Origin of the sequence: Thermobifida sp. (genome assembly GCF_017577275.1) — a bacterium.
GTDB classification, from domain to species: domain Bacteria; phylum Actinomycetota; class Actinomycetes; order Streptosporangiales; family Streptosporangiaceae; genus Thermobifida; species Thermobifida fusca.
The window spans coordinates 19,524-45,908 of the sequence record NZ_PITY01000036.1 but is presented as its reverse complement, the minus strand read 5'-3'; the positions used below and the strand labels follow the sequence as shown (position 1 = coordinate 45,908).

26 protein-coding genes, 1 tRNA gene and 1 pseudogene are annotated in these 26,385 nt (G+C 63.6%); 12 read left to right on the top strand and 16 right to left on the bottom strand.

Features of this window, described 5'->3' with window-relative positions; translation table 11 throughout:
- Window positions 1-434 precede the first annotated feature (434 nt).
- Together CW348_RS15895 and CW348_RS15890 are read left to right on the top strand one after the other, a co-directional pair.
- Window positions 435-923, top strand: a complete 489-nt coding sequence (locus CW348_RS15895) for a DUF4383 domain-containing protein (protein WP_011291698.1) — start codon at window positions 435-437, stop codon at window positions 921-923.
- Window positions 924-1,412: 489 nt separating this feature from the next.
- Window positions 1,413-2,387 (top strand): sporulation protein, encoded by a 975-nt coding sequence (locus tag CW348_RS15890; protein WP_011291697.1) that lies wholly within the window; start codon window positions 1,413-1,415, stop codon window positions 2,385-2,387.
- Between the two features lie 382 nt (window positions 2,388-2,769).
- Here the strand turns inward: CW348_RS15890 and CW348_RS15885 are convergent, their stop codons facing one another.
- On the bottom strand, window positions 2,770-2,976 hold the full coding sequence (locus tag CW348_RS15885; RefSeq protein ID WP_016188561.1) for a hypothetical protein: 207 nt from the start codon (window positions 2,974-2,976) through the stop codon (window positions 2,770-2,772).
- Between the two features lie 682 nt (window positions 2,977-3,658).
- On the opposite strand from CW348_RS15885, the gene CW348_RS15880 reads away from it, so the two are divergent.
- Window positions 3,659-4,474 (top strand): helix-turn-helix transcriptional regulator, encoded by an 816-nt coding sequence (locus CW348_RS15880; protein ID WP_338010693.1) that lies wholly within the window; start codon window positions 3,659-3,661, stop codon window positions 4,472-4,474.
- Window positions 4,475-4,719: 245 nt separating this feature from the next.
- Here the strand turns inward: CW348_RS15880 and CW348_RS15875 are convergent, their stop codons facing one another.
- Window positions 4,720-5,166 carry an ATP-binding protein gene (locus CW348_RS15875; RefSeq protein ID WP_011291694.1) on the bottom strand — a complete coding sequence of 149 codons (447 nt, stop codon included), beginning with the start codon at window positions 5,164-5,166 and terminating at the stop codon, window positions 4,720-4,722.
- 618 nt (window positions 5,167-5,784) lie between these two features.
- On the opposite strand from CW348_RS15875, the gene CW348_RS15870 reads away from it, so the two are divergent.
- Window positions 5,785-5,934 (top strand): hypothetical protein, encoded by a 150-nt coding sequence (locus CW348_RS15870; RefSeq protein ID WP_156482479.1) that lies wholly within the window; start codon window positions 5,785-5,787, stop codon window positions 5,932-5,934.
- A 181-nt stretch (window positions 5,935-6,115) separates the two neighbouring features.
- Here CW348_RS15870 and CW348_RS15865 read toward each other — a convergent pair whose 3' ends face one another.
- Window positions 6,116-6,550, bottom strand: a complete 435-nt coding sequence (locus CW348_RS15865) for a hypothetical protein (RefSeq protein ID WP_173668179.1) — start codon at window positions 6,548-6,550, stop codon at window positions 6,116-6,118.
- 61 nt (window positions 6,551-6,611) lie between these two features.
- Entirely contained in the window at window positions 6,612-8,081 is a 1,470-nt protein-coding gene (locus CW348_RS15860; protein ID WP_016188560.1) for a helix-turn-helix transcriptional regulator, read from the bottom strand.
- A 756-nt stretch (window positions 8,082-8,837) separates the two neighbouring features.
- On the opposite strand from CW348_RS15860, the gene CW348_RS15855 reads away from it, so the two are divergent.
- On the top strand, window positions 8,838-9,203 hold the full coding sequence (locus CW348_RS15855; RefSeq protein ID WP_016188559.1) for a DUF742 domain-containing protein: 366 nt from the start codon (window positions 8,838-8,840) through the stop codon (window positions 9,201-9,203).
- An 83-nt stretch (window positions 9,204-9,286) separates the two neighbouring features.
- Here CW348_RS15855 and CW348_RS15850 read toward each other — a convergent pair.
- Window positions 9,287-10,214 (bottom strand): annotated as a pseudogene (locus CW348_RS15850) (SDR family oxidoreductase).
- 617 nt (window positions 10,215-10,831) lie between these two features.
- Here CW348_RS15850 and CW348_RS15845 point away from each other — a divergent pair.
- Complete coding sequence (locus tag CW348_RS15845) at window positions 10,832-11,191, top strand: hypothetical protein (RefSeq protein WP_016188557.1); 360 nt, start codon at window positions 10,832-10,834, stop codon at window positions 11,189-11,191.
- Window positions 11,192-11,227: 36 nt separating this feature from the next.
- Here the strand turns inward: CW348_RS15845 and CW348_RS15840 are convergent, their stop codons facing one another.
- Window positions 11,228-11,689, bottom strand: a complete 462-nt coding sequence (locus CW348_RS15840) for a VOC family protein (RefSeq protein ID WP_104613113.1) — start codon at window positions 11,687-11,689, stop codon at window positions 11,228-11,230.
- A 241-nt stretch (window positions 11,690-11,930) separates the two neighbouring features.
- On the opposite strand from CW348_RS15840, the gene CW348_RS15835 reads away from it, so the two are divergent.
- The 4 genes from CW348_RS15835 to CW348_RS15820 all read left to right on the top strand — a co-directional run bounded on the left by CW348_RS15835 (window position 11,931) and on the right by CW348_RS15820 (window position 13,403).
- The gene (locus CW348_RS15835; protein ID WP_258076933.1) at window positions 11,931-12,455 is read left to right on the top strand and encodes an epoxide hydrolase N-terminal domain-containing protein; all 525 of its coding nucleotides are present in this window, start codon (window positions 11,931-11,933) and stop codon (window positions 12,453-12,455) included.
- On the top strand, window positions 12,340-12,705 hold the full coding sequence (locus CW348_RS15830) for an alpha/beta fold hydrolase (RefSeq protein WP_258076932.1): 366 nt from the start codon (window positions 12,340-12,342) through the stop codon (window positions 12,703-12,705). Before CW348_RS15835 ends, CW348_RS15830 begins: the two co-directional genes overlap by 116 nt.
- Entirely contained in the window at window positions 12,705-13,112 is a 408-nt protein-coding gene (locus CW348_RS15825; protein WP_234351636.1) for a hypothetical protein, read from the top strand. The genes CW348_RS15830 and CW348_RS15825 overlap by 1 nt, the downstream gene beginning before the upstream one ends.
- 217 nt (window positions 13,113-13,329) lie before the next feature.
- Window positions 13,330-13,403: transfer RNA gene (locus CW348_RS15820), tRNA-Pro, on the top strand.
- A 104-nt stretch (window positions 13,404-13,507) separates the two neighbouring features.
- Here the strand turns inward: CW348_RS15820 and CW348_RS15815 are convergent.
- From CW348_RS15815 to CW348_RS15790, 6 genes are all read right to left on the bottom strand, one after another.
- Window positions 13,508-14,236, bottom strand: a complete 729-nt coding sequence (locus CW348_RS15815) for a site-specific integrase (protein ID WP_278459825.1) — start codon at window positions 14,234-14,236, stop codon at window positions 13,508-13,510.
- A 484-nt stretch (window positions 14,237-14,720) separates the two neighbouring features.
- Complete coding sequence (locus CW348_RS15810; protein ID WP_278459824.1) at window positions 14,721-14,903, bottom strand: AlpA family transcriptional regulator; 183 nt, start codon at window positions 14,901-14,903, stop codon at window positions 14,721-14,723.
- On the bottom strand, window positions 14,887-16,275 hold the full coding sequence (locus tag CW348_RS15805; RefSeq protein WP_341456496.1) for a replication initiator: 1,389 nt from the start codon (window positions 16,273-16,275) through the stop codon (window positions 14,887-14,889). Before CW348_RS15805 ends, CW348_RS15810 begins: the two co-directional genes overlap by 17 nt.
- A gap of 552 nt (window positions 16,276-16,827) precedes the next feature.
- The gene (locus tag CW348_RS15800; RefSeq protein ID WP_287464213.1) at window positions 16,828-17,433 is read right to left on the bottom strand and encodes a hypothetical protein; all 606 of its coding nucleotides are present in this window, start codon (window positions 17,431-17,433) and stop codon (window positions 16,828-16,830) included.
- A gap of 266 nt (window positions 17,434-17,699) precedes the next feature.
- Complete coding sequence (locus CW348_RS15795) at window positions 17,700-18,755, bottom strand: FtsK/SpoIIIE domain-containing protein (protein WP_353801455.1); 1,056 nt, start codon at window positions 18,753-18,755, stop codon at window positions 17,700-17,702.
- Window positions 18,756-19,307: 552 nt separating this feature from the next.
- On the bottom strand, window positions 19,308-19,640 hold the full coding sequence (locus CW348_RS15790; RefSeq protein WP_287464211.1) for a hypothetical protein: 333 nt from the start codon (window positions 19,638-19,640) through the stop codon (window positions 19,308-19,310).
- 168 nt (window positions 19,641-19,808) lie between these two features.
- Between CW348_RS15790 and CW348_RS15785 the strand changes: the two genes are divergently transcribed.
- On the top strand, window positions 19,809-20,555 hold the full coding sequence (locus CW348_RS15785) for a GntR family transcriptional regulator (RefSeq protein WP_287464209.1): 747 nt from the start codon (window positions 19,809-19,811) through the stop codon (window positions 20,553-20,555).
- The gene (locus tag CW348_RS15780; RefSeq protein WP_287464207.1) at window positions 20,548-20,991 is read left to right on the top strand and encodes an NUDIX hydrolase; all 444 of its coding nucleotides are present in this window, start codon (window positions 20,548-20,550) and stop codon (window positions 20,989-20,991) included. Before CW348_RS15785 ends, CW348_RS15780 begins: the two co-directional genes overlap by 8 nt.
- A gap of 2,100 nt (window positions 20,992-23,091) precedes the next feature.
- Here CW348_RS15780 and CW348_RS15775 read toward each other — a convergent pair.
- The 4 genes from CW348_RS15775 to CW348_RS15760 form a co-directional block, all read right to left on the bottom strand.
- Entirely contained in the window at window positions 23,092-23,766 is a 675-nt protein-coding gene (locus CW348_RS15775) for a winged helix-turn-helix domain-containing protein (RefSeq protein ID WP_227480851.1), read from the bottom strand.
- A 586-nt stretch (window positions 23,767-24,352) separates the two neighbouring features.
- Entirely contained in the window at window positions 24,353-24,826 is a 474-nt protein-coding gene (locus tag CW348_RS15770) for a hemerythrin domain-containing protein (RefSeq protein WP_011291684.1), read from the bottom strand.
- Window positions 24,816-25,421: an NADPH-dependent FMN reductase gene (locus CW348_RS15765; protein WP_227480850.1), complete on the bottom strand. Its 606-nt coding sequence runs from the start codon at window positions 25,419-25,421 to the stop codon at window positions 24,816-24,818. Before CW348_RS15765 ends, CW348_RS15770 begins: the two co-directional genes overlap by 11 nt.
- Window positions 25,422-25,495: 74 nt before the next feature.
- Window positions 25,496-26,314 carry an SDR family oxidoreductase gene (locus CW348_RS15760; RefSeq protein WP_287464202.1) on the bottom strand — a complete coding sequence of 273 codons (819 nt, stop codon included), beginning with the start codon at window positions 26,312-26,314 and terminating at the stop codon, window positions 25,496-25,498.
- Window positions 26,315-26,385 lie beyond the last annotated feature (71 nt).

Genomic DNA, 26,385 nt, shown 5'->3' with positions numbered 1-26,385 from the left:
AGATGACCTGCAGTTTTAGAGGGCGTTATCTTCTCGTTATCAATCTTCTGGGTATCAGGAGGTTCGGCCCACCGCTCGCATAGGTCAATTTAGCCGGAATCTCTGCTCTGGGCAGCCAATTGCCTGACACTGGCCGGGCCTTGCCCTCCGCTGGGATTCATCACAGCAGGACCGGGACAGTCTTTCTAGGTTGAGGCGGGGTGCAAACCCATCGGCCTGCGGCGACGGCAACCGACTGTCCGGTGGAAGCGCGTCGTTCTGCCTGCCGCCAGATCACTGGCGGGGAAAGCGACGTTGGCATCCTCGCAATGCTCCTGGGACTGTCTGCTGTCCGCAGACGTCCTGGTCTCGCCTCCGAAAGGCCAGCCCTGGGACGACCGTGTTTCAGCGTGGCCGCCGGGTAGAGGGAAGGCTAGTCGACATGGGAGGTCGCCATGCTGCTGGAACGGACACGGGAAGTTGCTGACGCAACACGGCGCCCCGCCCGGATTGCCGCTGGTGTGATGGGCGGCTTGTTCCTCCTGGCCGGGATTCTCGGGTTCATCCCAGGTGTCACCAGCGACTACTCTTCGATGGCCTTGTCCGGGCACTACTCGGAAGCGAGACTGCTCGGCGTGTTCCAGGTGTCGGTGCTGCACAACCTGTTGCACCTGTTTTTGGGTGTTGCCGGGTTGGCCGCAGCGTGGAAAGGGGCGCGTTTTTCGCGCCTGTACCTGCTGCTCGGCGGTCTGGTCTACCTGGCCCTGTGGTTCTTCGGGGTACTGCTTGACTTCACGACTGTGGACAAGCTGTTCGGCCCGATCCCGTTTTGGGCGAACTTCATTTCCTTCAACGGGATCGACGACTGGATGCGGTTCCTGGTGAGCACGTTGATGCTCTCGTTCTACTTCGTGGTGCGGCCCGGGCGCGGCGTTCCGGAGTAGCCGGTGACTGTTCGGGGTTCTTCGAGCGCATCCACCAGTGGGACAGCAGTGTGCCCACCGCTCTGACCGGGGTGGGGATGTCCTCAACCGAGGGTGCGCTGTGCCGGCGACGTGGGGTCACGGGGTATTGAGCAGCACCGGCGAGGGAATACTGTTGGCCGTTGTCCACGGCTTCTGTTCTTCGTCCGGCCGCAGTTTGTCTGATAGCGCTAGGCCCAATACCGTATAACGGTCCTGCAGAAAAAGGGAGCGGGTGTCTCGCTGCACCGGGGCGCTCTGCTCCCCTTCCCTTGCCTCACCCCCATAAAAGCGCTTTTGAGCTGCAATAACTTGGAGTTGTCGGCATAGTGCTTTCTGTGGCCTCCTTTAACGTTCACGCTAGTGGAACTCTCCGCTGGACCGGAACGTCTCCCATGGCGTTACGGTGCCGCGCCCGGTGAGGCCGCGGTGATCGCCGCGAACGTTTCTCTACCTGTTGAAAAGGACAGCATGGTTTTCAGGCGTTTGCTTACGGCTTTCGGGGTGGGAGGCCCCAGCGTCGACACGGTGCTGCGTTCCCCCCACACTCGGCCCGGCGAGTTTCTGGAGGGGACTGTTGAACTGGTCGGGGGCGAGAGTGAGGTGCTCATTGAGGAGATCAGCGTGTGTCTCGCCTCGGCCGTGGAAGTGGAGGCCGGGGACACCGAAGGGGTTTCCCGCGTCGAGTTCGCCCGTTTCCCGGTGACCGGCGCCTTCCCGCTCGGGCCTGGGCAGCGCCATTCCATTCCGTTCCGTTACCCGGTGCCGTGGCAGGCACCGATCACCGCGGCGGGCGGGGGCCCGCTTCCGGGGGCCAGGGTGGGGCTGCGGACTGATGTGGCCATTGCCCACGCCGTCGACAAGGGCGACTTGGACCCGGTGCTCATCCATCCGCTTCCTGTCCAGGACCGGATCCTGGACGCGTTCGCCCGGCTCGGTTTCGTGCTCAAGCACATGGACTTGGAGCAGGGGCACCTGGTGGGCACTGCGCAGCAGTTCCCGTTCTTCCAGGAAATCGAGTTCCACCCTTCGCCGCGCTACGCCCACGAGATCAACGAGGTCGAGGTGAGTTTCGTCGCCGACCCGGAGGGCGTCGACGTGATCATCGAGTTCGACAAGCGCGGTGGGCTGTTCACCGAGGGTGCGGACATCTACGGCCGGTTCCGGGCTTCACACGCTGATGTCGACCGCGTGGACTGGGTGGCGCAGGTCGACTCGTGGGTTGCCCAGTCGTTGTCCCAGCACCGCAGCCTTTTCGGTGGTTACGGCCACGGACATCCCGGCCACTATCCCCCGCCGGGCTACGGACATCCGGAGCACCACAGTGGTGGGGGCGGCTTGGGCGGGGTCGCCATGGGGGTCATCGGGGGTATGGCTGCCGGTTACGTGGCGGGTGAAATCATGGACGCCATCGGCGAGGTTTTCGAGGACGATGACGACGACTAGGAAGCGTTCCCGCTTTCCTCGGGGGTGCAGACATCAGGGTTCGGCTTTCCCTCATCAGGTCGAACCCTGATCCGCTCCACAGGTCGCGGGGGTGGACCGGCGGTCTGCTCGGTGCGGGCCTCGCAGCGGCGAGAGTGCTTCACCGGGTGTTGCCTGGGGCCGGTCCACCCTCCCCGCGCAAGGGGGGGAACACTCTTGGGAATCCCCACGAAACCTGGTGGTTGTGGTGGGGTTTCTCCTTTCGATGGTGGGTGCGGCGACGGCATCCACCAAGGCCCGCTCCTATTCCGGTCATTTTTGGTCCAGAATACGGTCTGCAGCGCTGGCGTGTCTCTGTGGGGAGTGGATGGGGCCTATGCCAGGCGTGGGGCGGGGATGCTGTTCACCGCTTCTTGTCGAGCAGTCCCGGAGCGGCGTAGACCCATTGGCCGTCCTGCTCCTGGTAGAGGCCGCTCACTCCGAAGCAGGAGAGGAAGACGAGGCGGTCGCCGCAGTACTCCCGAACGAGCTCCTCCAGTTCAGCGGCGGGCATGACGAGGCCGTCTAACGGTCCGGCGTACAGGGTTACGGGGTGGTCGATGTGGTTCATACGTGTGCCTGAGTAGGGCCGATGGGCGGGGACGGGTGCCGGGAGGGGAGAAGGATGATCCGTTCCCGCAGAGGTGAGGTGACGGTTGCCCCGGGCGGGCGTACCGGGGAGGAGGCGGTACGCCCGTCCAGGAATTGGCCGGGCCATCACGAGGAGGGGATGTTGTCGGCCCAGCAGGGGAAAGCTGAGTTCCTCGGCTGCGGTGGAGCAGTCCGGGTCAGCGGAGGCTTCCCGGCAGGGGTCAGGTCGTATTCGTGGCGGGCATGGTTGCGGGTGGTGTCAGCGGACGGTGGGTGGACTGTTTTCGACGCAGTGGGTGTGTGCTGCCTGCCGCGCGGAGACTGAGGTGCGGCGGTCAAGGGCAAGGACAGACAGTTCCCATCACCGCTTGGTGTGCTGGGTCGGGCCGCGCGGGCGACGGCCGCGGGGCAGGTGGGGCCTGGTGCAGGCAGCGTCGTAATCCACGAGTCACCCCCTAGCCGACGACACTTTCGAAGAGTTTTCCTGGTTTGTCACCGTTATTCCGAATGAGGAATGTTTGCGAAGGTTGGAGCGGAGAAAGCGTTTCCGCTCGCGCCTTCGCTATTCACCATTCCCAAACCTGCAGTTGCTTTCCATGAGTTTGACTAAAGTGAAGCACTAAGTCCGACACGACGATCAACTGTGCTGAATCAGTGCAGAAGTGAGGAAAGGTGTGCAGAAAGACGGGGGCCCTTGGGTAAAAATCGGACAGAAGATTCGGGAGCACCGGCAACACGCTGGACTTTCCCAGGAAGAGCTGGCGAAGCTGGTTGCTCTTTCGCCGACCATGCTGAGCGCGATGGAGCGCGGCACACGCGGCATCAAAAGGGACCATGTGGAACGTATCGACGCCGCGCTCGGCATACCCGGCACGTTGACGGAGCTGTGGGACCGGTCTCGGGGGGCCGGTCTGCCGCCCTGGTATGAGCAGGTGGCCGACCTGGAACGGGCGGCCTCCGAGATCTGGGTCTACCACCCGCTCATGGTGCCGGGTCTGCTGCAGACCGAAGAGTATGCCGCGCACATCCTTCGGGTCAGCCATCCCCGGGCCACTCCAGCCGAAATCGAGGAGCTGGTCCGGGGGCAGATGGAACGTAAAGCGATCTTCGACCAGGAGCGGCCGCCCCGCTTGATCGTGGTCGTGGACGAGGGGGTGCTGCGCCGCCCCACGGGGGGCCGTGAGGTCATGCGCCGCCAGATCGGCCATCTGCTGCAGGAGAGTTCGCGGCCGTTCGTGTCGATCCAGGTGGTGCCGTACGACAGTGAGCACCATCCGGGGCTGTCGAACGGTTTTGCGCTGTTCACGGTTCCCTGGAAGAACCCGGTCCTGTACGTGGAGACTCGCCGGGCAGGAAAGCCCACGGACGATCCGGAAGCGGTGGAGGACTATTCCCAACTGTTCTCCGACTTGCGGGGTGCGGCCCTCCCATTGGGCTGTTCCCGCAGGCTGATGGCCCAGCTCCACGAAAAGCTGTGACGCGCAGTGTGCAGACTGCTGCGGTACGTCCGTGACGGACTACCTAAGGGTTCCCCGGCCAGCCGGACCGCTGCGGCACTGTATCCCCGGGGTGCTCCCGCGGATAGCTGCGCGCAAAGGTTGGGTGATAGGAGCTTTTTGCGCTTGGCCGCGGCCCCCGTCGGGTTCCTGGCCTGCACGCGCGAGCGGACTCACCCCCTGCTGGGGTGGTCCTTCCCTGCCGGTAGTCCCCGGCATTGGGAGCCTCAATCGCGTCTGGCGAGAGGGTAGTCGACGGTGTTTTTCCAGTGGAGGACGAAGTAGACGCCTTTGGAGGGGGGTGCCAGGCTGTCCCAGCGGGTGGCGAGCAGGTCGACGAGGTAGAGGCCGCGGCCGGTGATCCGAGTGGGATCGTTCGCGCGGGACACCACGTGCGGCACGGTGTGGGGCAGCCGGGGCTCCCGGGTGTGGATTTCCACCCGGATCTCGGAGTGTTCCACGGCGACATGGACCTCGTAGGAGCCTCCCGGGTCCCCGGACCGGGTATGGCGGAGCGCATTCGTCGCGAGTTCGGAGGTGATCAGTTCGGCTCGTTCCACTACCTCGTCAGGGACGAAGGTGTACGGGTTGCTCCGCAAGCATGCGGTGACGAATGCGCGGGCTTCAGCCACGCTGTACGGGCTACCGGCGAAGGCCGTGGAGGATACGTTCATCCTGCCACCGCTCCTTCGGTAGAGGTGGCGGAGAGGAGACGGAGCGTTCGGTGGTGCGCGTGTGGTGATTCGGACACGTGGCAGGCAACCTTGACCATCGCATCCCCCATCATGTGCTCAGGCGGGGCGAGGCGTCCTCGTGCCGTCTTCGGCTGGGGCCCCGGCATTGCGGTCGTGTGACGCCCTGGTCGGCAGGGTTCGCCCTAGGCCGGTTCCGTGGTTTTCCCGGAAGCAGGCAGGGCTGTGGGATCTCCGCAGCCACACTGCTCTCCCCCGCCGCATAGGACGACTATCACGCTACGCGTATTCTTACTCGTTGAAAAGCGAGAGAGCTCCTTTTTCTGACATTGCTTTCCCGAAACCGGGAAAACGACTTTTCTTTCGTCCGGGGTGGCGGATGCGCTGGCCGATATCTTTTCTCTGCGCTTCCGGAGCTCTTCGCAACGGAAGTTCCTGATCCATTCGACGGTCAGAGAGCGCGGGTTCAGATAGCCTTTGTGAAGACGTGAGCCTTCCGTTTCGGGAATGGCGGACAGGTACCGCTGTCCCGGCTGGTGCAGGGTAGGGGCCGTGCGTGTGCTGGCCTCGGCCACCGTGGGGCTTTTAACCTCCCGGCAAATGTCTCGGGGTAGGGCCGAACTGTCGCGGCGGAGCACGCTGGTGGCGGCGTTCTCGCCGGTCACTCGGGAGGAGGCGAGCGTGCCGGGCGGCGGAAGATGCGTGAAGGACCGTCTGGGGCTGACCGCGGCCGGCACAGTGGAATCGTAGGCGGCTGGACGGTTTGCCGCCCACGGCGGCGGACGGCAAACCGTCGCATTCCTTTCTGAGGCGCGGAGTTTCCGCTCAGCACCCCTCGGCCCGGGAGCACATTGTCGGTTTCAAGGCCTTGACTTTTCGCGTCGAAGAGTCTCCAGGCCGTGGGAACGCTCCCGAACAACCGAAAAAATGATTACTCGCGGCGCGCTCCTTCCGGCCAGATGACATCCACCGGCACGCCCCTGGCCCGGGCAGCCGCCACCGCGTCCGCGGTGCCGCCTTTCCCGGAAGCGGGCTGGCCGTCCCACACCGCGAAGAGCCGGTCGACGCTGCCGATCACCGCCTCGTTCGCATCCTCATAGGCCTGTCTGCCCGCAGTCAGGTGCGACATGTAGCGCACCAGGCTCGAGCGGACCAGCAACCGGTCAAACTGTTCCAAGTTGTCCGGTTTCACCTTGGTCTCCCGGTAGTCCGCGGACGGCAGCACTACTTCCAACTGCCCGCCTACAGCCAAGACTGCTTCAGCGAAAAGCTGGTCAGCGCCGCGGGCCAGGCAGGAGACCCCGACAAGCTCACCGTCCGCGTAAGGCGTAAGCGCCTCAGTCAGTGCCTGGCGCACCAGATCCATGCTGTCGGCAGTCAGGTTGGAATGCCCGGTAATCCCAATTCGCACTCCTGCATCCCCTTCATCACGTTTGACTCTTGGCCAGGAGCGTACGGGACAATTCCTCGCGTAGTTCCGCCACCACCGGTTCCCTGCGGAACGGTTCGGCTTCCCGATACCAGTCCTGGAGGCGCCGCCGTACCCGGCCTGACCTCAGCCCTCCTGCGACGGCTACAGCATTACAGACCGCATTGGCGGCCTCTACCGGCTCGTTGAGCAGCAGATAGGTGCGCCCCAGGCCGATGAGGTCGAATGCCTGGTTGCGGCGCCGGGTGGGCGGCCGCAGCTCCAGTGCCTGCGTGATGTAGTGGAGTGCCTCTTCGGCGTTCTTCCGTTTCGCTGCCGGATCATCTTGGTTTTGCGCGAGATCCCGGTAGCGTGCGCCCACCACCCCGGACAGTTCTGCGCGGTCGATGGTCCGCACCCATTCGGGGAGCGGCTCCGCAGTGTCGTTTTCGAGCATTTCTTCTGCCTGCGCGACTGTCCGCCGGTAGGCCTGGACGCGTCCCATCCGGGCATAGGCCCAGCCTTCCCGGGTGTAGAGCATGGACATCATCGCGGGGGGTGCTTTGCGGGTGCGCGCCCCGTCCAACGCGAGCCGGGAGATCTCCAACGCGTCTTGGGGCCGGTGCAGGTCAAGCATCTGCCGGGCCATATCGGCGAGCACTCCCACCCCGTACAGCTCGTAGTCCGGTCCTGCCTGGTGTGCGGCGCGCAGGGAGAGCGTGTAGTACTTCTGTGCGCTGGGGTGGTCGCCCTCGTCATAGGACATTGCCGCCGCAATGCGGGAAAGCTCGGCCATGGCGAGGAAGAGGCGGGGTTGGATTGCTGCGGACCGGATCTCTCCAGCCATGTCTGCGACCTCGGACAACTGGGCCACCACGGCTTTGCGGCTGATGCCCAGCCGCCACCGGTCATCCCAGTGCCGCAAGGCGGCTACTCCGGCTTCGATCCGTTCGAGCTCTGTTTCCTCTGGGGCGCCGGATTGCCGCGTGACTGGTTTGCGGAGGGGAACCAGCCAGCGTTCCAATGTTTCTGTCAGCGCCGTTCCGACGACTAGCGCACCGCCTGCTGCCAGCGCGTCTCTGCGTTTCATCAGGTCATTCACCGTGGTTTCAGCGATGTCACGGATCGTTCCCGCTGCCGGGCACAGGTCACGGGAAGACCCGGAGAGCGGATTTCTGGCTGGGGGATCGGCCGTTTTTCCGCCCTTCTCTGACTTTGTGTCGGAATCCCCTTCGGTTGCATTGATCAAACGCAGCGCGCGGCTGAGCACTCCCCCGGTTTCGAGAACTTCGTCGAAACGTCGCGCTAAATCGGGTGGGCAGGAGCGTTCCGCGACTTCGATGCGTCCAACCAGACTCGTGCTGACCCATACACGTTGCGCGAGTTCCCGCTGAGTCAGTTTCCGGTGTTCACGCCAGTACCGCAGCTCCGCGCCGAACCAGTCGGCGGGGGACCGCTCAGGCCGCAGCGGCTTGGGGGGTCGAGGCACCGGTTCCTCCTCCGCGAGTGAGAGACGGCTGGACACGTTGTCGGATTCAGGATCCCCTTTGGGGGAGAATCGGTCCACTTAAGGGGTGGGGAATGCCCGCTGGAGCGGGGCAGCGCCGATTCCGGGCCCCGCATCGGGCTTCTACGGCGGCAGCACTCCTTTCATCAGCGTTAATGCCGGTTGATTGTGCCGTGCTGGCCTCGAAGATTTCCTAAGCCGAGGCATGTCCCGGTCTCTTCTTACCGCCTGGTTCTCGACCGTGGCGACAGCTTTTTCTGTGCTGCTTCTTGTCTCTTGACATTCCGTGTTGTGGGGTCGGACCAGCGATTACTGCGGTTCACGGTCAGTCGGGTTGCCGCTGTTGCCCTACAGAACCTTTGTTTCCTGTGCTTCCCCGGTCCAACGCGTTGCAAAGTGTTCTGTTTTGTTCGGGGATGTTTCGGGCCGGGGAAACCGGCGTACCGAGTAATCGGAGTTTCCGACGATGAGCGATGTCTGTTTCCCCCCTCTCGACTGGGGAGGGCCGCATCCCGCTCAATAGGGAGGGCGGCGCAACCGGAAACCAGACGCTGCTCTCTTCGAGGACTAAAAGGAAGAGGAACCATGCGCGGCGGCAGGTCACCCGAAGCCCAGACCGGGAACCGTGTCCACGAACTCTTCGGACCAGTCCACCATCCTGCGGTGGCGTGGCACCGGGAGAACGGTTGTCCTTCCGCCCCATTGCCTTCGCTTCCTCGGAGACGGCGGAGTACCGCGATGCGGTGGGAGATCGGCACCGGACTCCCGGAGTACCGTCCCCTCGGGGCCTCTGGCTATGTGGGCCGGCGGCGCCGGACCCGCCCCCCGGTGACCGAACTCCACTCGGTGCGGGTCCACGATCCGCGCATGCCCCTGCCCACCGACCTGCCGCGTCCCGCGGCCGTGGTGTACGCGTCCTGTCTGCGCGCGGGTCCTGCCGGAACCCGGGTGCTGGATTTGGCGCTCGACTCGGGTATGCCGCTGGCCAAGGTCACGGTGCTGGTCGAGCTGCTGCGGGAGGCTGCCCTGGTCGTGGACACGCCTCCTCCCTGTGTCGACCGCCGCCTGCTCGAGCGAGTGCTGGAAGGCCTTCGCCGACTGTGACCGGGCTGCCGTGGCGACGGTGACAGCGGTTGTCCAGGCAGTGCCTGACCGACCGTGCCTCCGGAACGGTAGGAGACAGCGGTCTAGCGGTACCCGGTGGGGTCAGCAGGTTTTCCCGCGTCCTGGACCTCGACCAGGTACCGCCAGGCATCCGGCTGGCTGCCGTCAAGGTCGGTGAAGCCGTAGACCTGCGCTAATTGCCCGCTGGACAGGGATGCCCCGTTCCAGCGGGCAACGTCGGGGTCAGCGGCCAAGGCAGCAATGGCCCGCCCCACATAGCGCGGCGTCTCGGAGATGCAGAAGTGCGGCTCCTGGGCAAGGGCGTCCCGCCAGTTCTCCTCCGTCACCCCGTAGGCGTCCAGCATGAGCTCGGACCGCAGCCACCCAGGGGTCACCGCCACCGCGGTCGCCCCGCGCGACCCAATCTCGCGGGAGAGGGCAAAGGCCATGCGCAATACCGCCGTTTTGACAAGGTCATAGAAGAATGAATTGCGGTAATGGGAGCCGTTGTACTCAGCAGTGCCGTCGGTGACCTCGACCACGAGGCCGCCGGGGCGGCGTAAGAGCAGCGGCAGCGCATAGTGGCTGGTGATGGCGTGGGTGTCCACGCCTAGCCGCAGCATCCGCAGGCCGTTGTCCAGGTTGTGCTCCCAAAGAGGCACATCCCATTCGAAGAGGAGTTCACCGCCCCACACGTCGTTGACGAGGATGTCAAGCCGTCCTTGTTCGCTACTGATCCGCTCCACAAGGGAGCGGACCTGGTCAGGCACCAGGTGGTCGGTTGGCACCGCAACGCCGTGGCCGCCCGCGGCGGTGACCAGGTCGGCGGTGTCCTCGATGGTTTCAGGGCGGTTGTACTCCGAGCGCCGGGTGCGCGTGGTACGCCCTGTCACGTAGACCGTGGCTCCGGCGGCGCCGAGTTCGACCGCGATTCCCCGGCCCGCGCCCCGGGTGGCTCCCGGCGACGAGAGCGACTTTTCCGTGGAGCGGGGATGGTGTTCCGTGATTCATGGGGCCTGCCTTCAGGTGGGGAGGACTGGGTTTCCCTGACGAGTGGGACGGCGCCTCCACCGGTGTCCGGCAAAGGACACCTGTCCGCTACCCCTAGGCAGGACTGTTAAGCGGGACGACCACTGCACCCTCGGGGATCATGGTTTTTCTCGGTAAAGACAGATCGCTTGTCCGGACAGGGAGCGCAGTCCGCGTGTCGTGGTGGGCGGCAGGTGAGGGATGACGGACGTTCTTCGTCTGATATTCGGATGGATCACAATCAAACTTCACCTTTATGGTGTAGATCACGATTTGTCCTTTTTATCCCGCGAATGGCAGGAAAAGAGCCCGCTCCATTCCGATACTCCGCACAGCCCAGTCCCAGCAGTCCTTTCCTGCACGACTCCCCTGGCCACTCCCCTCAGTCCAGCGCTCGTGCCGACAATCCGGACACTGCTGCACTCTTCCGCCCCACACTTGTGCCACGCCACCGAAAGAATTGTCTAACGCAGAGTAGGGAGGATATTACCTTACGCGTCAATCGCTTCTTGCGGGGAAAGAACGCACCCTGGCACCCCGCACTCCAGCGAGTGGTCAACGGGGATGAACCTCTGCGCCGCATCCTCATTGGAGACATCATGAGCCCACTGCTCTGGCAGGTGGCCGTCCATCCCGTATTCGACGGTCAGCCGACCATGCTGATCGTGACGCGCGCGGACGGCGGCCCCGTCACCCAGGCTGACGCGGACCGGGCGATGCTCCTGCTCAACCAGGCAGAAGAGCCGGAAATCCGGCCGCAAGGCCCCTTCTGGTGGATGTCCATGCTGCTCATGGCCACAACCGTGGCATTCCTGTGCCTGTGGGCGTGGACAGCGGAGTGGCGCTGGGGTCTCATCGCGCTTCCCACTGCAGTGGGAGGACTCGTCTACTTCTCTTTTTCGCTGCCGGTGCCGTGCCCCTTCCACCACGTGAGCAAGAGCAAAGAGCCCGACGGCTGACCGGTCCGGCACCACTGGGCAGCTCCCCGCACCGGGCTAGTGCACGCAGAATTCGTTGCCTTCCGGGTCGGTCATCACCACCCACTCGCCGCTCGCCTCTTTGACGTGCCGGTAGACCTGGGCTCCCAGGCCACGCAGCCGCACCACTTCCGCATCCCGCTCTCCCCGCGGAGGGTACAGGTCGATATGGACGCGGTTCTTCGTGGTCTTCTTCTCGGCGAGCGGCACCCGGTTGAAGAGCACACGGCGTCCCAGCCCCGTGCCGCTGTGCGGATCGTAAGGGTCGTCAGGGTGCCGGATTGTTGCCGCGTCCCGCCAGGCGCGCCGTCCGTGGTGCTCGGTGAGGATCTCCGGTGACACGACGCCCTGGTCGAGGAGCTGCTCGATGAGTGCGCTGTTGTCTTCCACCTCGTAGTGGAGCGCGGCCGCCCAGAAGTCCGCTTGGGCGTGCGGATCATGCGCGTCGATGACGAGTTTCCAATGCACCGGTGTGGCCATGGGCCTCTTTCTACCCTCCGCTGCTGACAATCAACGGCGGCCGTGCCCGGCCCGGGTTCCGGCGGGGACGGAGGGCACGCCGGCCGCCTCTGGCCTGCTGTGGGTTCTCCCAGGTCTGTGCGGCGTGTCCTGCCTGAATTCCGCAGCGGAGAGGCTCTGAAGCCACCATCCCACGCTCGAATTTCACAAAATTTGACAATTCAGGACATAGCTCGGCCGCTGTCGCTGGAAGAAGAAAGCTATGCGTCCTTCACACGACGAGTCGGCTCTCACGCCGTTCCGTATCGCGATCCCCGAAGAGACCCTGTCCGACCTGCGTTTCCGACTGCAGGCGCCTCGGTATCCACATCCCCTTCCCGGCGACGACTGGAGCACCGGCGTTCCGCTCTCCTACTTACGCGCCCTCGTCGAGGAATGGCGGCAGTTCGACTGGCGCTCCTTCGAAGCCCGCCTGAACCGCCTCCCGCACTTCACTACCCCTATCGACGGGCAGATCATCCACTTCATCCATGCCCGCTCGCCCGTGCCCGGATCGGTTCCCCTGCTTCTCATCCACGGCTGGCCGAGCTCATTCCTGGAATTCGTGGACCTGATCGGCCCGCTGACCGACCCCCGAAGCGTACGGCGGCACCGCAGCGGACGCTTTCGACGTGGTGATCCCGTCACTGCCCGGCTTCACGTTCTCCACTCCCCTCTACAGCACCGACTGGACGATCAGCCGGATCGCCGCCACGTGGCTTACCCTCATGGACCGGCTCGGCTATGAGCGTTTCGCTGTCCAAGGCGGAGACCTCGGTGCCGCGATCGCCCCGCAGATCGGACGGCTTGCCCCGGACCGGGTCATCGGAGTGCACGTCAACGGGGCGCTCGGCAACGTCGCCAGGGACATGGACGAGAAGGCCTTCGCTGCCCTCTCCCCGCTGGAGCAAGACCGGATGCGCCGCATCGGCGAGTTCCTGAATTCGGGGCTCGGCTACGTGGCCCTGCAATCCGCCCGCCCGGCCTCATCGGGGTGATGGCGGCCGACAGCCCGGTCGCGCAGCTCGCGTGGATTATCGACACGCTGCGGTCCTGGACCTATCCGCCCGAAGCCCTGCCCGAGCAGGTTCTCGGGTGGGACTTTGTGCTCGGCACCGCCTCCCTGTACTGGCTCACCGGCTGCGCGGGATCCGCAGCGTATGTGGGCTATGCCCACCAGGGCGCACCAGAGGAGACGTCCCGCAACTCGGGAGTGCCCACCGGCGCCATCCAGTTCGCGCACGACATCGGGATCCGCCGGTTTGCGGAGGAGTCGAACACGATCGTGCACTGGCGGGATGTCCCGGACCGAGGCGGGCATTTTGCTGCGTTGGAGGAGCCGGAGCTGTTCCTCAACGACATCCGCGAATTCTTCCGGTCGCTGCGTGCCGTCGCCGCCGGGTGAGCGCTGGGTCGTGCAAGACAGCCAGGTCCGGCTGCGCCCTCTCGTGCCGCAGCCCAGGAACTGTGACCGGCACGGGTCGGCGTAGGAGAGCGGCCTCGGCAGCCCGCGCGGGCCACTGTCCGGTATCAGCTTCGCGATGCGCGCCCGATGCTGTTACGACCATGCCGCACAATGCGCTACAGTTAAAGCCGTTGGCGCGAGCGGAAGCGACCGCCACCGGGACGTGGCGCAGTTTGGCAGCGCACTTGACTGGGGGTCAAGGGGTCGTGGGTTCAAATCCCGCCGTCCCGACAGAAGACGGGCGTTCACCCAGGTGAACGCCCGTCACTCATCCGATGAGGAAAGCCGTCCGCGGCAACAGTGCACATTTATTGCACATGATCCCGCAAACAGTCTCAACTCTCCCAGGCGGACAGGATCGCAGTCCTACGCGCGTCCATCGCATCAGCGACCTCATCCAGACGATCTGGAAACAGATGCCCGTAGATGTCCAGGGTCATCGCCGCACTCCTGTGGCCGAGCATCGTCTGAAGAACTTTTACGTCAGCTCCCGCTGCAATCGCCAGTGATGCAGCCGTGTGCCTTAGCTTGTGCGGAGTTAGACCACGGCCATCCAGCCCTGCTGCCCTAACAGCAGCAGCAAACTCACGCCGACGCCAGTTGTGAGCCCGGAGAGGCGCTCCCCGAGAGGTCCGAAACACTAGATCGTCAGGGCCACGCCCTTCCAGCAAAGGCCTCAGCTCAGACACCAGAGACTTCGGAATCGGCACAGTCCGCCGCTCCCCGGTTTTAGGAAGCTCAGTCCTAAGTTCACCCTTCACCTCGCTGAACGTGGTCGCCACTCGGATACGCCGCGCCTCCAGGTTCACGTGCTTCACCCGAAGGGCTGAGGCTTCGCCCCAACGCAGGCCGGTATAGGCCAGCAGCCGAATCAACGCTCCATTCACCGCAGCACTAGCAGTAGGAACCCCATACCTAGTCGTCCGGGACTCCGCAGCAGCAGCGAGCCGCTCAACCTGCTCATAGGTCAAGTACACATGCTCAGCTTCACTCCACCGAGGAAGCGAAACTCCCTGAGCCGGATTACGAGGAAGCCGCCGCGGAACACACCAGTCCAACACCATCGACAGGACCCGGTACGCGTGCCGAGTCTGGGAGGCCCCTAACCCCGCTCCTCCATCAGACTTCGGACGATGCAACTGAGCCACCCACGCCGCGATGTCCTCAGTGTGGATAGCGGTCAGAGGTAGCTCTCTCCATCGGCTGAGATGGGTATCCAGTAGTCCCCGGTACTTCCACCATGTAGACCTCTTCAGGTCAGTGCGTGAATCAAGCCACAACTCCGCAACCTCGCCAAAGGCGACTTTTCCCGCCGAGGGATCACAGTAAATCCCCGAGTGCAGCTGCCCCTCCAGTTCAGTTTTACGCTGTTCTGCCAGCGACCGTTTGGCGAACGTCTCGGTTCGCAACCTGCCGGACGGATCGTAGTAACGCACCTGCCAGCGGCCAGGAGGAGTCCGCCTAGCCGCCTTGGCCTTGGCCGCTGCTTCGCGATAGCGCTTGTCGTTCTGTCGGTCGTAGATCCACACGCGAGCCACTGCAGCCCTCCTAGCACTGTTCGCGCACCCACGCGCGCAGGTCTTCGGGGAAGTAGCGGACGCGACGGCCGACGAGATAGGACGGCGGGCCAACCTCCCGGTAACGCCAGTCATAGAGGGTCCTGACTGAGACGCCCAGGAACGCTGCCGCCTCCCTAGGGGTCCACAGCCTATCTTCAAGGGAAGACTTCATCGTGCGCCTCCTTATCGTGCGCCTCCTTTGTGGTGGGGGAACGACCCGTAATCACACAAACCAGAGCGAGTTCTCCAGGAGTAAATCCCTGGCCGAGGTAACGCCAGTCAGAAAGGACGAGCGTGGACTCGTCATCCTGGTCATCCTGGCGAGTGGGAGTCCATGTTTCGGGGTCCCATGGATAGCCCGCCGAATAGTCAGCACGTGCCTGACGAAGGGCACCCAGGGTGGTGGAGTAACTACGGCTTTTAGTCAAGAAGTGACCCCGAAAACCGAGCATGTGCGCCCATTTGCGCAGGTTGAGATACTCCAGCTCTGGATACACGTGCCGGTTACCCAGCCGCCAGCATGTCTCGATCAACCGCGCTACGTGGGGACGAACCTGCTCAGGATCCAGGTGGGTAATATCAGTCAGCCGCCGATCCAGACCTCCCGCTTCCTCTGCGGCTTTAGTGGCGTATTTGGCGATGTAGCCAGCCACCGCAGTATCGGAGAGCGCCCCGTGCTCAGGACCGAACTCACCGATCGGCCGCACATCGTACTGCTCACCCCATGCCAGCCGGTGGCACTCGTCGCCGACGGTGACTTCCAGTGACGTAGCACGAACCGCCGAGTGCACCGCCGCAATCAGCATGTCTAACGAGGCCCATACCGGAGGCAGCGGCCACGACGATGGACCACGAGCTCCATCCAGACGGATCACCGCATGAAAGTGGACCACCCCCCGTGCCTGGAATTCAGCCACTTTGGCGTAGGAGACCCGTACTCGTTGGGCGAATTCCGTGCGAGTGAGCCCGGCAGCCGAGGCCAGGTGGTGGCGCAGGTGGATGATGAACCGTCTCCACAGTTCCCCCGAGTGCGCCTGCCACAACACGTGCTGGACGTAGTCATAGGATTCAGGGTCCAGCGGTTGTCCGATCAGCGGATCATCGGATCTGTGGTACTTCGTACAAGACAATCCAGACCTACGCGGGTGACACGGCTGGGTCGTCCCGTCCTTGCCTGGCCCTCGGTGGACCGGACCAAACGATGGGGCGGTCAGGGTGACGAACACCCGAGGATGAACCCCAACAGAGGAAGGCACACCCTTAGAGCCCCCCGTAATTCCTGCTTTGATGAGCTGGTAGGCGTCAGCCCGATACTCCTCACTGCACGAAGCGCAGACTGAAACGCGCCGGTTCTTGCACCGCACCAGCAACGCCCCGCGAGGCTCGTTCTCCTCAGTTGAGTACGTGCTGAGAATCTCACCGGTAGACGCATCTACGCGACAGCGTTCGCCAGCGAGATGTATCGGAGCCGTACAACCCCGCAGCGAGCGCACCTGATCGATCCACCGGTCAAGCGAGTTGTCCTCTCTGAGTTCGGCCAGCACCGGACCAAGCAGCTGACCGATTCGGACAGGATCAGACACGGATCACCTCGTCATCGTTGGGTGGGTAGGTGGCCCTGGCAGCGGTCAGTGTTTGGAAGCGGTACCACCGCCAGGGCATCAGAACGCGATCTTTTAGGGCATCACGTCAGTCGCCCTCGGTAACCCCTGCACTCGCCGCAGTAGACCGTTTCGTCATCGATGACCTCAACCAGGCAGGAGGTACATGAGGCACACCACGACATCAACGCTCACCTCCACGTGCGACAGGTGTCATACTGAAAGCGCCTTTCGAACTCGTTGGGTTCGTTGGGTAGGTGACCCCGTGGCGCGGCAGTGTGGAAGCGGTCCGCGCCACGGGACTTTCAGAGTCACGGCCTCGTGCGGCAATCGGGGCAAGCAATATAGGTGAACTGCACCGACTCTTCGTCGGGTACCACACCCAGGCCACCGCAAGTACGGCAGTCCGTCACTCCACCCGACAACGTGGTCAGCATTTCGGACTTGGAGTCCCTTTCCTTAGGGTTGTCCCAAGTGACAGTGCACCTCCTTTCATCAAACGAGTTGCGCATGGAGTCGAGCCGCCACCGCATCGGCCACGCCCAGGCGGTCACGCAGCGCCTCCGCTGAGATCGGCTGACCGTAGGTCTGCCGGTAGACATCGGCGACCTGTGCGGCGTAGCCGAGCAATGGATCAGCCTCAACTACCGGTGCAACCGGCTCTGGTGAGGCTGAAATGGCCAGCTCAGATACCAGTTTCGGTTCGGGTTTACGGTTCTCTTCGTCCTTGGAGTTCAGGGTGTCGGCAGCCTCGGTTTTGGGAATCGGGACTGCCTCGACTCCTTCCAGGAGTACTCCGATGAGGTGAACTGTCGCAGCGGCCCCGATCGGCCCCAGCGCGTGGAAGAGCAGCGCGCCAGCACCGGACAGAGTATCTGGCCAGTGACCCACGGTGTTCAGCACCAGGGATACCGCCAGGGCTCCCCACATCAGCCGCTCAGCGGCGGTCAGAACGTCGCGGATAGTGTGAGCGTCGTCCCCCTGAACTGCACCTAGTAGGCGGACCCGGACCAGCACCACCACGGCCACGATCGCGATGAGTGCGGGCTCCAACGCCCACAGCGCCCACCACATCGGGCTGCCCGCGGCGGCGTGGGTCATGGCAACAGCCCCAGCCTGGACACCAGCAGTGGACCAGGCCCCGAAACACACCAAAGCTGGCAGCAGAACCGCCAGCACCAGGCGGCGAGTGGCCTCTAGACGGAGCGCCACAGCTTCACCACTGCGCCGGATGCGGGCGATCTCACTTTGATGTGCGATGGTCTCCTGGAGTGCGGTCCTCACATGGTGGTGACGAATTCGCCGGATGCGTCGACGATCGGCCAGGCGATCAGACAGAGACAGCTTCTCTCCGGCCGGATGGACCATCACGCCACCTCCACAAACTCAGCCACATCCTCGTCATCCCGCAACGGCACCACCGTCGCGTCCGGAGACGTCAACTCCGCCCAGGACGGGGCCATGTGCGCGAACTCAGTCGCTGCCTGCTCCGCCTCGTCCTCAGTGACCAGGAAACTACGTGCCCGGTGCCAGCGCCCGTCCGCGCCCACGGTCACCGCCACCCCCGGCATCTCCGCCGGAATGCTCAGGGCCGCCTCCAGCGATTCCGGAGCTAGGTCGCCGAGTGCCATCTTCGCCGTCTCGGTGTCGTTGACCCGGTGGCAGATACGCCCCGAGAGCTGGGAGCGCAGCGCTGTCACCCCCGGACCAAGGTCAGAACCCACCCGCTGCCCGCACACCACCAGGTACACAGCAAACGCACGTCCCAGCTGAGCGATGCGCAGGAGCGCCGTCGAGGCCCGGGCGACCTCCTCTTTCTGGGACCTATCGGCCATCAAATACAGCTCGGCGACCTCGTCCACGAACACCACCACCGGCATCGCCCGAACCGCCCGGACCTCCTCGGGCAAACGCCAGACATTACGCACCCGATGCTCACGACACAGCGCCATCCGGTCGGAGAGCAGGCCGAGCAGGTCATCCAGCAGCGCCCCGCACTCATCCCGTGTGGTGGCCAGCGCCGACAGCCTCGGCTCATATGGAGTCAGCTCCACCCCGCCTTTCAGGTCAAACCCCGCCAATGCCACCGGCTGAGGCGCCAGCCCTCGAATCATGGCGTTAATATCCGTGCTTTTGCCGGACTGAGTCGCGCCGATCACCAGCCAGTGCGGGATCACCCTGAAGTCGACGACCCACGGCTCACCGGTCTCCAGTCGCCCCAGCTGCACCCGTAGCAGACCGGCCTCGTTCTCCGGAGCGGGTTTTAGGTTCACCAGCGGATCCCGAGTAGTGGCCACCAGTTCTACCCAGCCAGGGCCCCAATCCCGCACCCGCACCGCATGTACCCGCCAGGCATGCGCCAACCGGTCCAGCACACGGGCAATGTCGGAGGGAGTCTGACCGTCATGCAGCCGCAGCCGCACCCGAAAACCGTGAGCCGAAGGACGAAACCGCAGCTTCGGAGCACGCGTCACCTGCCGCCGCCGCGGCCGACCGTCCTCCCACCCCAGCCGAGACCGCTTACGCGATAGCCCACACCCCTCGGCCACGTGCGACCACGTCAGATGCACCCGCAACGCCGAGCCGACTGCCCCCGGACCGTAGTTCCACGACTGCGGCGCCCAATTCCGCCACACCGCAGCCCCTATAGGCACCGCCGCAGCAGCAGGCGGCACCACCCACAACACCTCGGGCAGCATCCCTCTCCTTTCTCCGAGCAGCAACGTCCTTCGCACCAACTCATCCGCCCAGTCACGCACCGACCGGAGGTCAAGACACCTCCAACTGGTCCCGCTCCAAGCTGAGGAAGTCGACGGTGAGCTGTCGTCTCCCCACACCCATGTCCGCCGCCACCTGCTCCAAAAGGTCCCTCACGACAGCTGAGCGAGTTGCCCCCGGCACCACCGTCGTCCTCCCAGACGCCGTGATTCGCTTCCCCCCAGGCAGCGTGACCGTCAGCACAAAGTGAAACGGCGTCATACCACCTCCTGAGCCATCCGGAGCACCTCAACCGACTCCGCCGAGAACGCCACCCCATGACGGCCACTGGCCTCCCACGGAATCGCGGTCAACCCCGACACCCTCAGCGGCATCCCCAACCGCAAATGCGGAGGCGACTGCGCCGGAAACGAGATCAGCAACGCTTCCCCGTCCTGCTCGTCCACCTGGGCCAACACCTTGACCTGCCACAGCTGAACGCCCTGGGCATTGGTTTTCAGCTCACCCGTCTGCCGGTTCACCAACTTCGGCCGTACCGGCCCTGCCGCGATAAACACCATCCGCGAGACGTCCACCGGAATCGAACGCATGGAATAGCTCCTAACAGTTAGGTGTTAGGTCGACGTAGGAGTTGCCGTTGGGCCATACATCCACCTAACACAAAGGTAACACATAGAGGTTAGGTGTCAACAGGGCTTGAGGTGAGAGTTTTCCTAGCACCTAAGCGCTAAGGTCAGAAGGGCAGCAAGGGGGTCTGGATGGCACTACAAAAACCCAAAGCACGCTATGAACAGGTAGCTGATCAATTGCGGGACGCTATCAAGCGAGGCAAATATAGGCCAGGAGAGATGCTCCCCAGCCAACCGACGCTTGCTCGTGAATACGGACTTGCTCAGACGTCCATTGGCCGCGCCATCGCTCTCCTCAAACGAGAGGGCCTAGTCCGAGTCGAAGACGGTCGTGGGGCCGTCGTGCTCGAAGTTCCCACCGTCAAGCGGACTCGACGTGCCAACTATCAAGGCTCTGGTGGAAGCTTCGCCGAGGAGATGAGGAGAGCTGGCCTAGAGCCTCATACCCAATTGGACCCAGTTAAGGAAATCGTCCCCCCGCCAGAGATTGCTGATTACCTTCAGATCGGCAACGAGCGGGTCATGGTCCGCAAACGGCGGATGTATGCCGACGGGCGTCCCATGCAGCTAGCAACCTCCTACATCCCCATGTCTATCGCAGGAACGCTGGATATTGCCGTGCCCGATACCGGCCCCACCGGCATGTTCAAACGCCTCTCTGCTAGAGGCCACCGTGCCACTCGCTTCGTGGAGACTATCGAAGTCCGCTCTGCACGAACGAACGAGGTCGAGTTTTTCAACATCGCTGAGGCTGCACCAGTTCTTGAAGTAGTTCGTATCACCTACAACCAGAACGATACGCCCATAGAGACAGCAGTGAACGTTTTTCCAGCATCGCAATGGAAGCTGTCTTACGAATGGACCGTCAATGTCTGAGCCTCCTCGCCATTCAGTCAGCGTTACTGGAGTGGTTTTTGACAACGAAGGCCGAGTACTAGCAATCAAGAGGGCTGATGATGGACGGTGGGTCCCTCCTGGAGGAATCCTAGAACTCCACGAGGATCCAATGACCGGTGTCGTGCGAGAGGTCTTCGAGGAGACCGGGGTCAAGGTAAAACCCCAGAAGTTAATCGGGGTCTATAAAAACCTTCCCCTTGGCATAGTAAGTCTGGCCATTAAGTGCACGGTCGCCCCTGAATCTAAAGAACCACACCAGTCTGATGAGGCAGTAGAAGCCGCATGGATAAGCATCGAGGACGCTCGCAAGCGGATGCCGGAAGCCCGGCTAATCAGGGTATTGGACGCATTACGGGACGACGGCCCTTTCATTCGATGCCACGACGGGACCAAGCTCTACCAACCACAGTGTTGAGAAGTTTCTTTACGTCTTCAAGCCCGCGCCTGACGGCGCGGGGAGGCTGCCGAGGACAAGCCGAGTCTGGGTGACCTGGGGGCGTCCCGCACCGGAGCGGGACGCCTCTGTGCTCTCTGGAGTCTGGGGCTGTCCGGTGGCATGGGGTGACGACCGAAGCCGGGGTCAATTCTGGCGAGGGCGGTGAGGCTCCGGTGGTCGAGGGCTGAGGCAGGAGAAACCGGGTCGCTGTAGGTGAGTGGCTGAGGTAATGGCCACGGGTGGGCGGTCACCCCCGGGACTGTCTGGGGTGCCCCAGCGAGGGTCAGGAAGAACAAGGATCAAGGATTCCTTCGTAGTCATAAACCGATCCCGAGGGGATCGGCGTGAACAGGCCACCCTGAAGTCCAACAGCCCCAAAGCAGCAGAGGGAAGAGGGCAGACGCGAGGGTGAGAGGGTCAGGTGGTGGCAGGCCAGCGTTGCACGTCTCACGCATCCAGGCGTGGACCTTGTCCGGCTCCGAGCATTCTCCGAGCACGCAGGTGTTCTCGGGAAGTTGGCGCCGGCGCGGGGAAGCCCGCGCTCGCCAGCGTTCCGCGCGGCGCGGCTTCCCCGCGCCACGCCGTGCCCCGGCACGACGTTCGATTCGGCCAACAGGGCCAACCTTGAGAAAGGCCGAGCGAGGCAAAGGCCCAAGCCCAGGACCACACCCACCGCATCAGACCCACCCCATGCTACTGGGAAGTAGGACCAGGACAGCGCAGCAGCCAGGCGGTGAACAAGAGAGGGAAGGGCAGAGGAATAGAGCGCTGTAAGGGTTCAGGCTTCTCCTTGACGCCCCGCCCCACTCTCGGCGAGCTCGCGGCGATGACAAGGACAGCCAGAAAAAGAGAGGCATCCAGACGTTGCACATTCAGTGCACACAAGCCCCAGAAGAAGCCGGACGAAGCCGGAAACACCAAGCACGACTTCCCAGGTAAATAGCTATCTGAGAAATGGACCCCCTGGCCAGCCCACTACTGGATAAGGTCAAGGGGTCGTGGGTTCAAATCCCGCCGTCCCGACAGAAGACACGGTGTGAAGGTCCGCTACCGGAACTGGTGGCGGGCCTTCACACGTGTTCGGGCATCGGATGTCCCGGTTGTCTCGTGGTCGGTGCAGGTTCGGGAGGTCTGGCGTACCGGTTGTGCAGGCAGCAGGCTTCTCTCCCCCGCCAGCACGATTTGTGAGCGACATCACATATTGGATGTGACGGGCTCCTGCCCGGTGGGGTGGGGCAGCAGTGAAAGAGACGCCCGTCCCCCAGGGACAAGCAGCTTCCGAGATCCAAGGCAGTGGACTGCCCAGGGCCTCGCCTAGGGCGGTGATCCGCAGCGGTCGGCAGGCGCATCGTGGACCGATCTGTTCGTCGTCACCATTCCAGCCCGGGCAGCTCCGCCTCGGCATCCCCACGGCAAGGTCCCCTCAGCCTTCGGGGCGCTGAGTGCCTTCCAACCGCATTGCCGTGGACTCCGCTGCCCTGGAACACCAGTGACTCTGAGACGTCGGTCTTGTGCCCTGGGCCGCCCTGGTGCTGCCGGAGGGCACCTGCTGCCGTGGAGAGCACCCTACGCTGGTGCGGCCATCAGCGCGGTGCATGGTGCCCGCCGTCCCGTTGTCGTCCCTGCTGCCCGGCCCGTGTCCACCGGATGCCCCGGCTACGCTCGCGCACGTCGCCAGACGGACGCCAGAGGGTCACGAGGCTGCTGCTCCCGGTCTCGCAGCTTCGCAGGATTCCTCAATACTCGGTCCACTCGCGGCGCGTCCGATCGAAACTGCCGGAAGAACGTGGTGTGGGACCGCATGGAATCGTTGCTGTTCCCCTTCAGTCTGGGGGCGGACTCGGCTCGGCACTCTCGTGTTCTCCTGTTCTGGTCGCCGGTGCGTTCCGCTATGGCCGCGTGCCTGGGTGCTTCGGGAATCTGCCGGGTCTGCCCCTGGTGTGCTCAGCACTCCCTGCCTGGCGGGAAGAGCTTTTCGATGGGCTCTGCGCTGATCCGCTGGACCGCTCTTCCGAAGCTTGGGGAGGCTCGCCCGGCTTTCACGCTGCGGAGGGGTAGGGCTCGGTGGGGGTGTGTCGGCTATCCGGCCGCGAACTCGCTGGTGATCCGGTAGCCCACGCCGCGCACTGTCTCGATCAGCGACGGCAGCGCGAGCTTTCTTCGCAGGGAGACCATGTGCACGCCGAGGGTCCTCGTATCGCTTTCCGGGGTGTAGCCCCATACCTTGTGCATAATCTCTGCCCGGCTGACGACGTGCCCAGGGCGTTCAATCAAGACTCGTAACAGCTCGAATTCCTTGTAGGTCAGCGGTACTTTTCTGCCCCCGACTTCGACCTGGCGCTGGTTGAGGTCGACGCGCAGTGGTCCCACAACGGCAACGCCTCCCCGGTCCTGCCGGGGAATCCGGACTTCCGCGACCCTTGCTCTGCGGAGCACTGCTTCTACTCGGGCGGCCAGTTCCCAGGTGCCGCAGGGTTTGACCACGTAGTCGTCGGCGCCGAGTTTCAGTCCAAGCACGCGGTCCCGCTCGGTGGCCTTGACGCTGTGGAAAATGATGGGCACGGAAGAGCGAGAGCGGATCCTCTGGCAGACCTGGAATCCGTCGAGATCGGGAAGGGAGACCTCCAAGAGGACGACGTCGGCTTCCCTGTGGCGGGCCAGTGCTCCCGCTCCCGTGGCAGCGGCTCGCACGTCGAAGCCGGCCTCCTGCAGATCTTTCGATACCGCTCTTACCATTTCCTGATCACTGTCCACTAGCAATACGCGCACAACAACCTCGGATCAGAGCACTCTTGACAAAGGGAATGCGGACGAGGTACACCAAGAAATTCAACTCAAAAGTTCGCAACTAACCCAAACGATGACCAAACTCATATATGGGACTTTTGAAATCTTATCCTGATCACGAAGAGTCCAAATGTGACATAAATCACACACGTTGGCTGAACGATAAAATAGCTCGATCTTTCGCGCGCCTATCGAGGAATCAAAGCCCAGAAGGGGTCATTATCCGCGCGCTAGGGAAGCGACCGTAAGAAGACAATAAAAACCAGAGCTCTTCCGAAAGAAGACCAGATCCGGACGTCGGAACATCAGACAGGTGTGGATGATATTAGTTCCAAGAATCTGACCAATGGTCGATGATGTTTAGCAACCTGCAGCGCGCACTGAAAACACCGTCTTCTATCGAGCTCTCTTCCGCTCGACTACAGCCTTTCTGTGTACCTTCCCCACCGTTTCCTGGCCTCTCCCCCAACGGAATAGAAAAGCTCAGCGCCTGCGCGGACGCGCGGACGCTGAGCTGCACCCCTTACTGATGCTTGACGGCCCCAGCAGGTCGTCAGACGGTGGAGGGAAGGTTGTTCATCGCTTCAACGATGTATTTCTCCTCGTAGTCCAGATGGTCCTCCAGGAGTGCTACGAGCGACGCCAACTCCTTCTTCGTTTTCTCGGCATCTCCGTCGCCCGCCTCGGAAACAGTCGCCCTAATTCGAGAGATCAGATCGGCGACGACCGTGTGCTCCTGCCTCATCCGTTCTAGTTGCGGACGAAGCTCCGGGAACTGCTCCTCCAACGCGGGAAAGAACCGCTCGTCTTCAGTGACGTGGTGTCCGTGCAACTGGTGGCAGAAGTCGAGGCAATTCTTACGCAACTGGTACGCCAGGGTCGGGACGGTTTTCTCTCCCGAGTCCAGCTTGTCGCGCTCGTCGAGGAATTCCTCGATCTCTTCTTGGATGGCGCGAATCCACGAGCGCAGCTCGTTGTGCACCTGAACGAGCTTGTCGCCAAACCGAACCTTGGCGTTATCGGACATATTGGGGTTCCTCAATCATCTGTGAGCGGATATCGCGGGCGGATCCCCGGTAAGGGCTCTCTTCCCTAGCGCGACGCAGCGCCCTCCCCCACCACACGAGCTGGTCGAGCAGGTTCTGAGCCGCGACTGCACAAGCCTCGGGGGACTTGGGGCGTCCCTCCGAGTCGAACTGCTCCTCGACACTGTGGAAGCTCACGGTGTTCCGGACAGTGACGGCGTGGAGTTCCGTGAAGACCTGTCCCAAGTGCTCCACCGCGCGCAGCCCGCCAGACCTGCCCCCGTAGGAGACGAAACCCACGGGCTTGGCCTCCCACTCTGCGGTGTGCCAGTCGATCAGCGACTTCACGGAAGCGGGAAAGCTGCGGTTGTATTCGGGGACGACGAACACGAACATGTCTGCGCGGCGCAGCCGTGGAGTCAGCCGAGAGAGCACTTGGACTGTTGTGGGGTCGGGGTCGCGGTGCGGTTCAGGCGGCAGCGGGAAGACCGCGGTGTCCACCGTGTCGACCTCCAGCTCGGACCGCCCTGTGGTCTGCTCCAGGAACCACTGTGCGACGCACCCGCCGTTTCTGCCTTTGCGCGCGCTCGCCACCACCACTACGAGACGAAGGGGAGGCTCGCGTCTGCTCCCCTCGGCATGCCCCGCGGTGGGCCGACCTGTCCGGGAGATCACCTGAAATCACCGACGTGGTCGATCGCCCACTGGGCGAAGGTCCGGCCCCGTTTACCCGTGATGGGTTCCAGCAGGGAGATCTCGTGGGGGCGGTCGACAAGCTGCGCGAACATGTGGATCCGCGCCCGGGCCGCTCCGAGAGGGATTCCTGCGCGCACCCACTCCTCCACGGCCTCTTCCGCGGAGATCTCTTCGAAGACGATCTCGCGGCCCAGGGCTTCCCCGATCAGGCGTGCCCGCTCCTCATAGGTCACCGACTCGGGGCCGCTGAACATGGGCCGGGTGCCGAGCAGCTTGTCGGTGAGCAGGGCAAGAGCCGCCACCTCGGCGATGTCTTTTTCGTGGAGGGGGGCGGAGTGGACTCGGGCGAACGGCCCGCGGACCACGCCGCGCTCGCGGATCTGGTCCCGCCATTCCAGGGCGGTCGTGGCGAACCCGCCCGCAGGGCGGAGCAGCACCCATTCCAGGCCGCTGTCCACGACGACCCGTTCGAGCTCCCGGTGGCGGACAGCGATCGCGTTGCGGGGATTGTCGTCGAGGACGGAGTAGGACGAGAGGCCGACCAGGCGTCGCACCCCCGCCTCTTTGGCGCGGGCCACGATTTTCTCCGGTCCTTCCGGGAGGGCAGCGAGGTTGATGAAGACTGCTTCCACACCGTCCAGCGGCGGGTCGGTATTCGGCACAACTTCGACGGAAGGCGGCAGGGCCGCCTTCTCCGGGGTCCGGCTCACCGCCCGCACCTGGGCCCCGGCGTCGACCAGCATCTGGGTGAGCGGCCGTCCTACATGCCCGGTCGCCCCGGTCACCAAAATCATGGTCTCTCTGCCTTTCCTTGTGGGTTCATCGCACCGTCAACGGGGGCCGCTCTTCCCGCATGCTGCTGTTG

What these genes read in the sequence shown, in the direction of transcription:
- CW348_RS15895 (WP_011291698.1), top strand. Translation starts at nt 435, where the DNA reads ATGCTGCTGGAACGGACACGGGAAGTTGCTGACGCAACACGGCGCCCC.
- CW348_RS15890 (WP_011291697.1), top strand. Translation starts at nt 1,413, where the DNA reads ATGGTTTTCAGGCGTTTGCTTACGGCTTTCGGGGTGGGAGGCCCCAGC.
- CW348_RS15885 (WP_016188561.1), bottom strand. Translation starts at nt 2,976, where the DNA reads ATGAACCACATCGACCACCCCGTAACCCTGTACGCCGGACCGTTAGAC.
- CW348_RS15875 (WP_011291694.1), bottom strand. Translation starts at nt 5,166, where the DNA reads ATGAACGTATCCTCCACGGCCTTCGCCGGTAGCCCGTACAGCGTGGCT.
- CW348_RS15870 (WP_156482479.1), top strand. Translation starts at nt 5,785, where the DNA reads ATGTCTCGGGGTAGGGCCGAACTGTCGCGGCGGAGCACGCTGGTGGCG.
- CW348_RS15865 (WP_173668179.1), bottom strand. Translation starts at nt 6,550, where the DNA reads ATGGATCTGGTGCGCCAGGCACTGACTGAGGCGCTTACGCCTTACGCG.
- CW348_RS15855 (WP_016188559.1), top strand. Translation starts at nt 8,838, where the DNA reads ATGCGGTGGGAGATCGGCACCGGACTCCCGGAGTACCGTCCCCTCGGG.
- CW348_RS15845 (WP_016188557.1), top strand. Translation starts at nt 10,832, where the DNA reads ATGAGCCCACTGCTCTGGCAGGTGGCCGTCCATCCCGTATTCGACGGT.
- CW348_RS15840 (WP_104613113.1), bottom strand. Translation starts at nt 11,689, where the DNA reads ATGGCCACACCGGTGCATTGGAAACTCGTCATCGACGCGCATGATCCG.
- CW348_RS15835 (WP_258076933.1), top strand. Translation starts at nt 11,931, where the DNA reads ATGCGTCCTTCACACGACGAGTCGGCTCTCACGCCGTTCCGTATCGCG.
- CW348_RS15825 (WP_234351636.1), top strand. Translation starts at nt 12,705, where the DNA reads ATGGCGGCCGACAGCCCGGTCGCGCAGCTCGCGTGGATTATCGACACG.
- CW348_RS15815 (WP_278459825.1), bottom strand. Translation starts at nt 14,236, where the DNA reads ATGGTGTTGGACTGGTGTGTTCCGCGGCGGCTTCCTCGTAATCCGGCT.
- CW348_RS15810 (WP_278459824.1), bottom strand. Translation starts at nt 14,903, where the DNA reads ATGAAGTCTTCCCTTGAAGATAGGCTGTGGACCCCTAGGGAGGCGGCA.
- CW348_RS15800 (WP_287464213.1), bottom strand. Translation starts at nt 17,433, where the DNA reads ATGACCCACGCCGCCGCGGGCAGCCCGATGTGGTGGGCGCTGTGGGCG.
- CW348_RS15790 (WP_287464211.1), bottom strand. Translation starts at nt 19,640, where the DNA reads ATGCGTTCGATTCCGGTGGACGTCTCGCGGATGGTGTTTATCGCGGCA.
- CW348_RS15785 (WP_287464209.1), top strand. Translation starts at nt 19,809, where the DNA reads ATGGCACTACAAAAACCCAAAGCACGCTATGAACAGGTAGCTGATCAA.
- CW348_RS15780 (WP_287464207.1), top strand. Translation starts at nt 20,548, where the DNA reads ATGTCTGAGCCTCCTCGCCATTCAGTCAGCGTTACTGGAGTGGTTTTT.
- CW348_RS15770 (WP_011291684.1), bottom strand. Translation starts at nt 24,826, where the DNA reads ATGTCCGATAACGCCAAGGTTCGGTTTGGCGACAAGCTCGTTCAGGTG.
- CW348_RS15760 (WP_287464202.1), bottom strand. Translation starts at nt 26,314, where the DNA reads ATGATTTTGGTGACCGGGGCGACCGGGCATGTAGGACGGCCGCTCACC.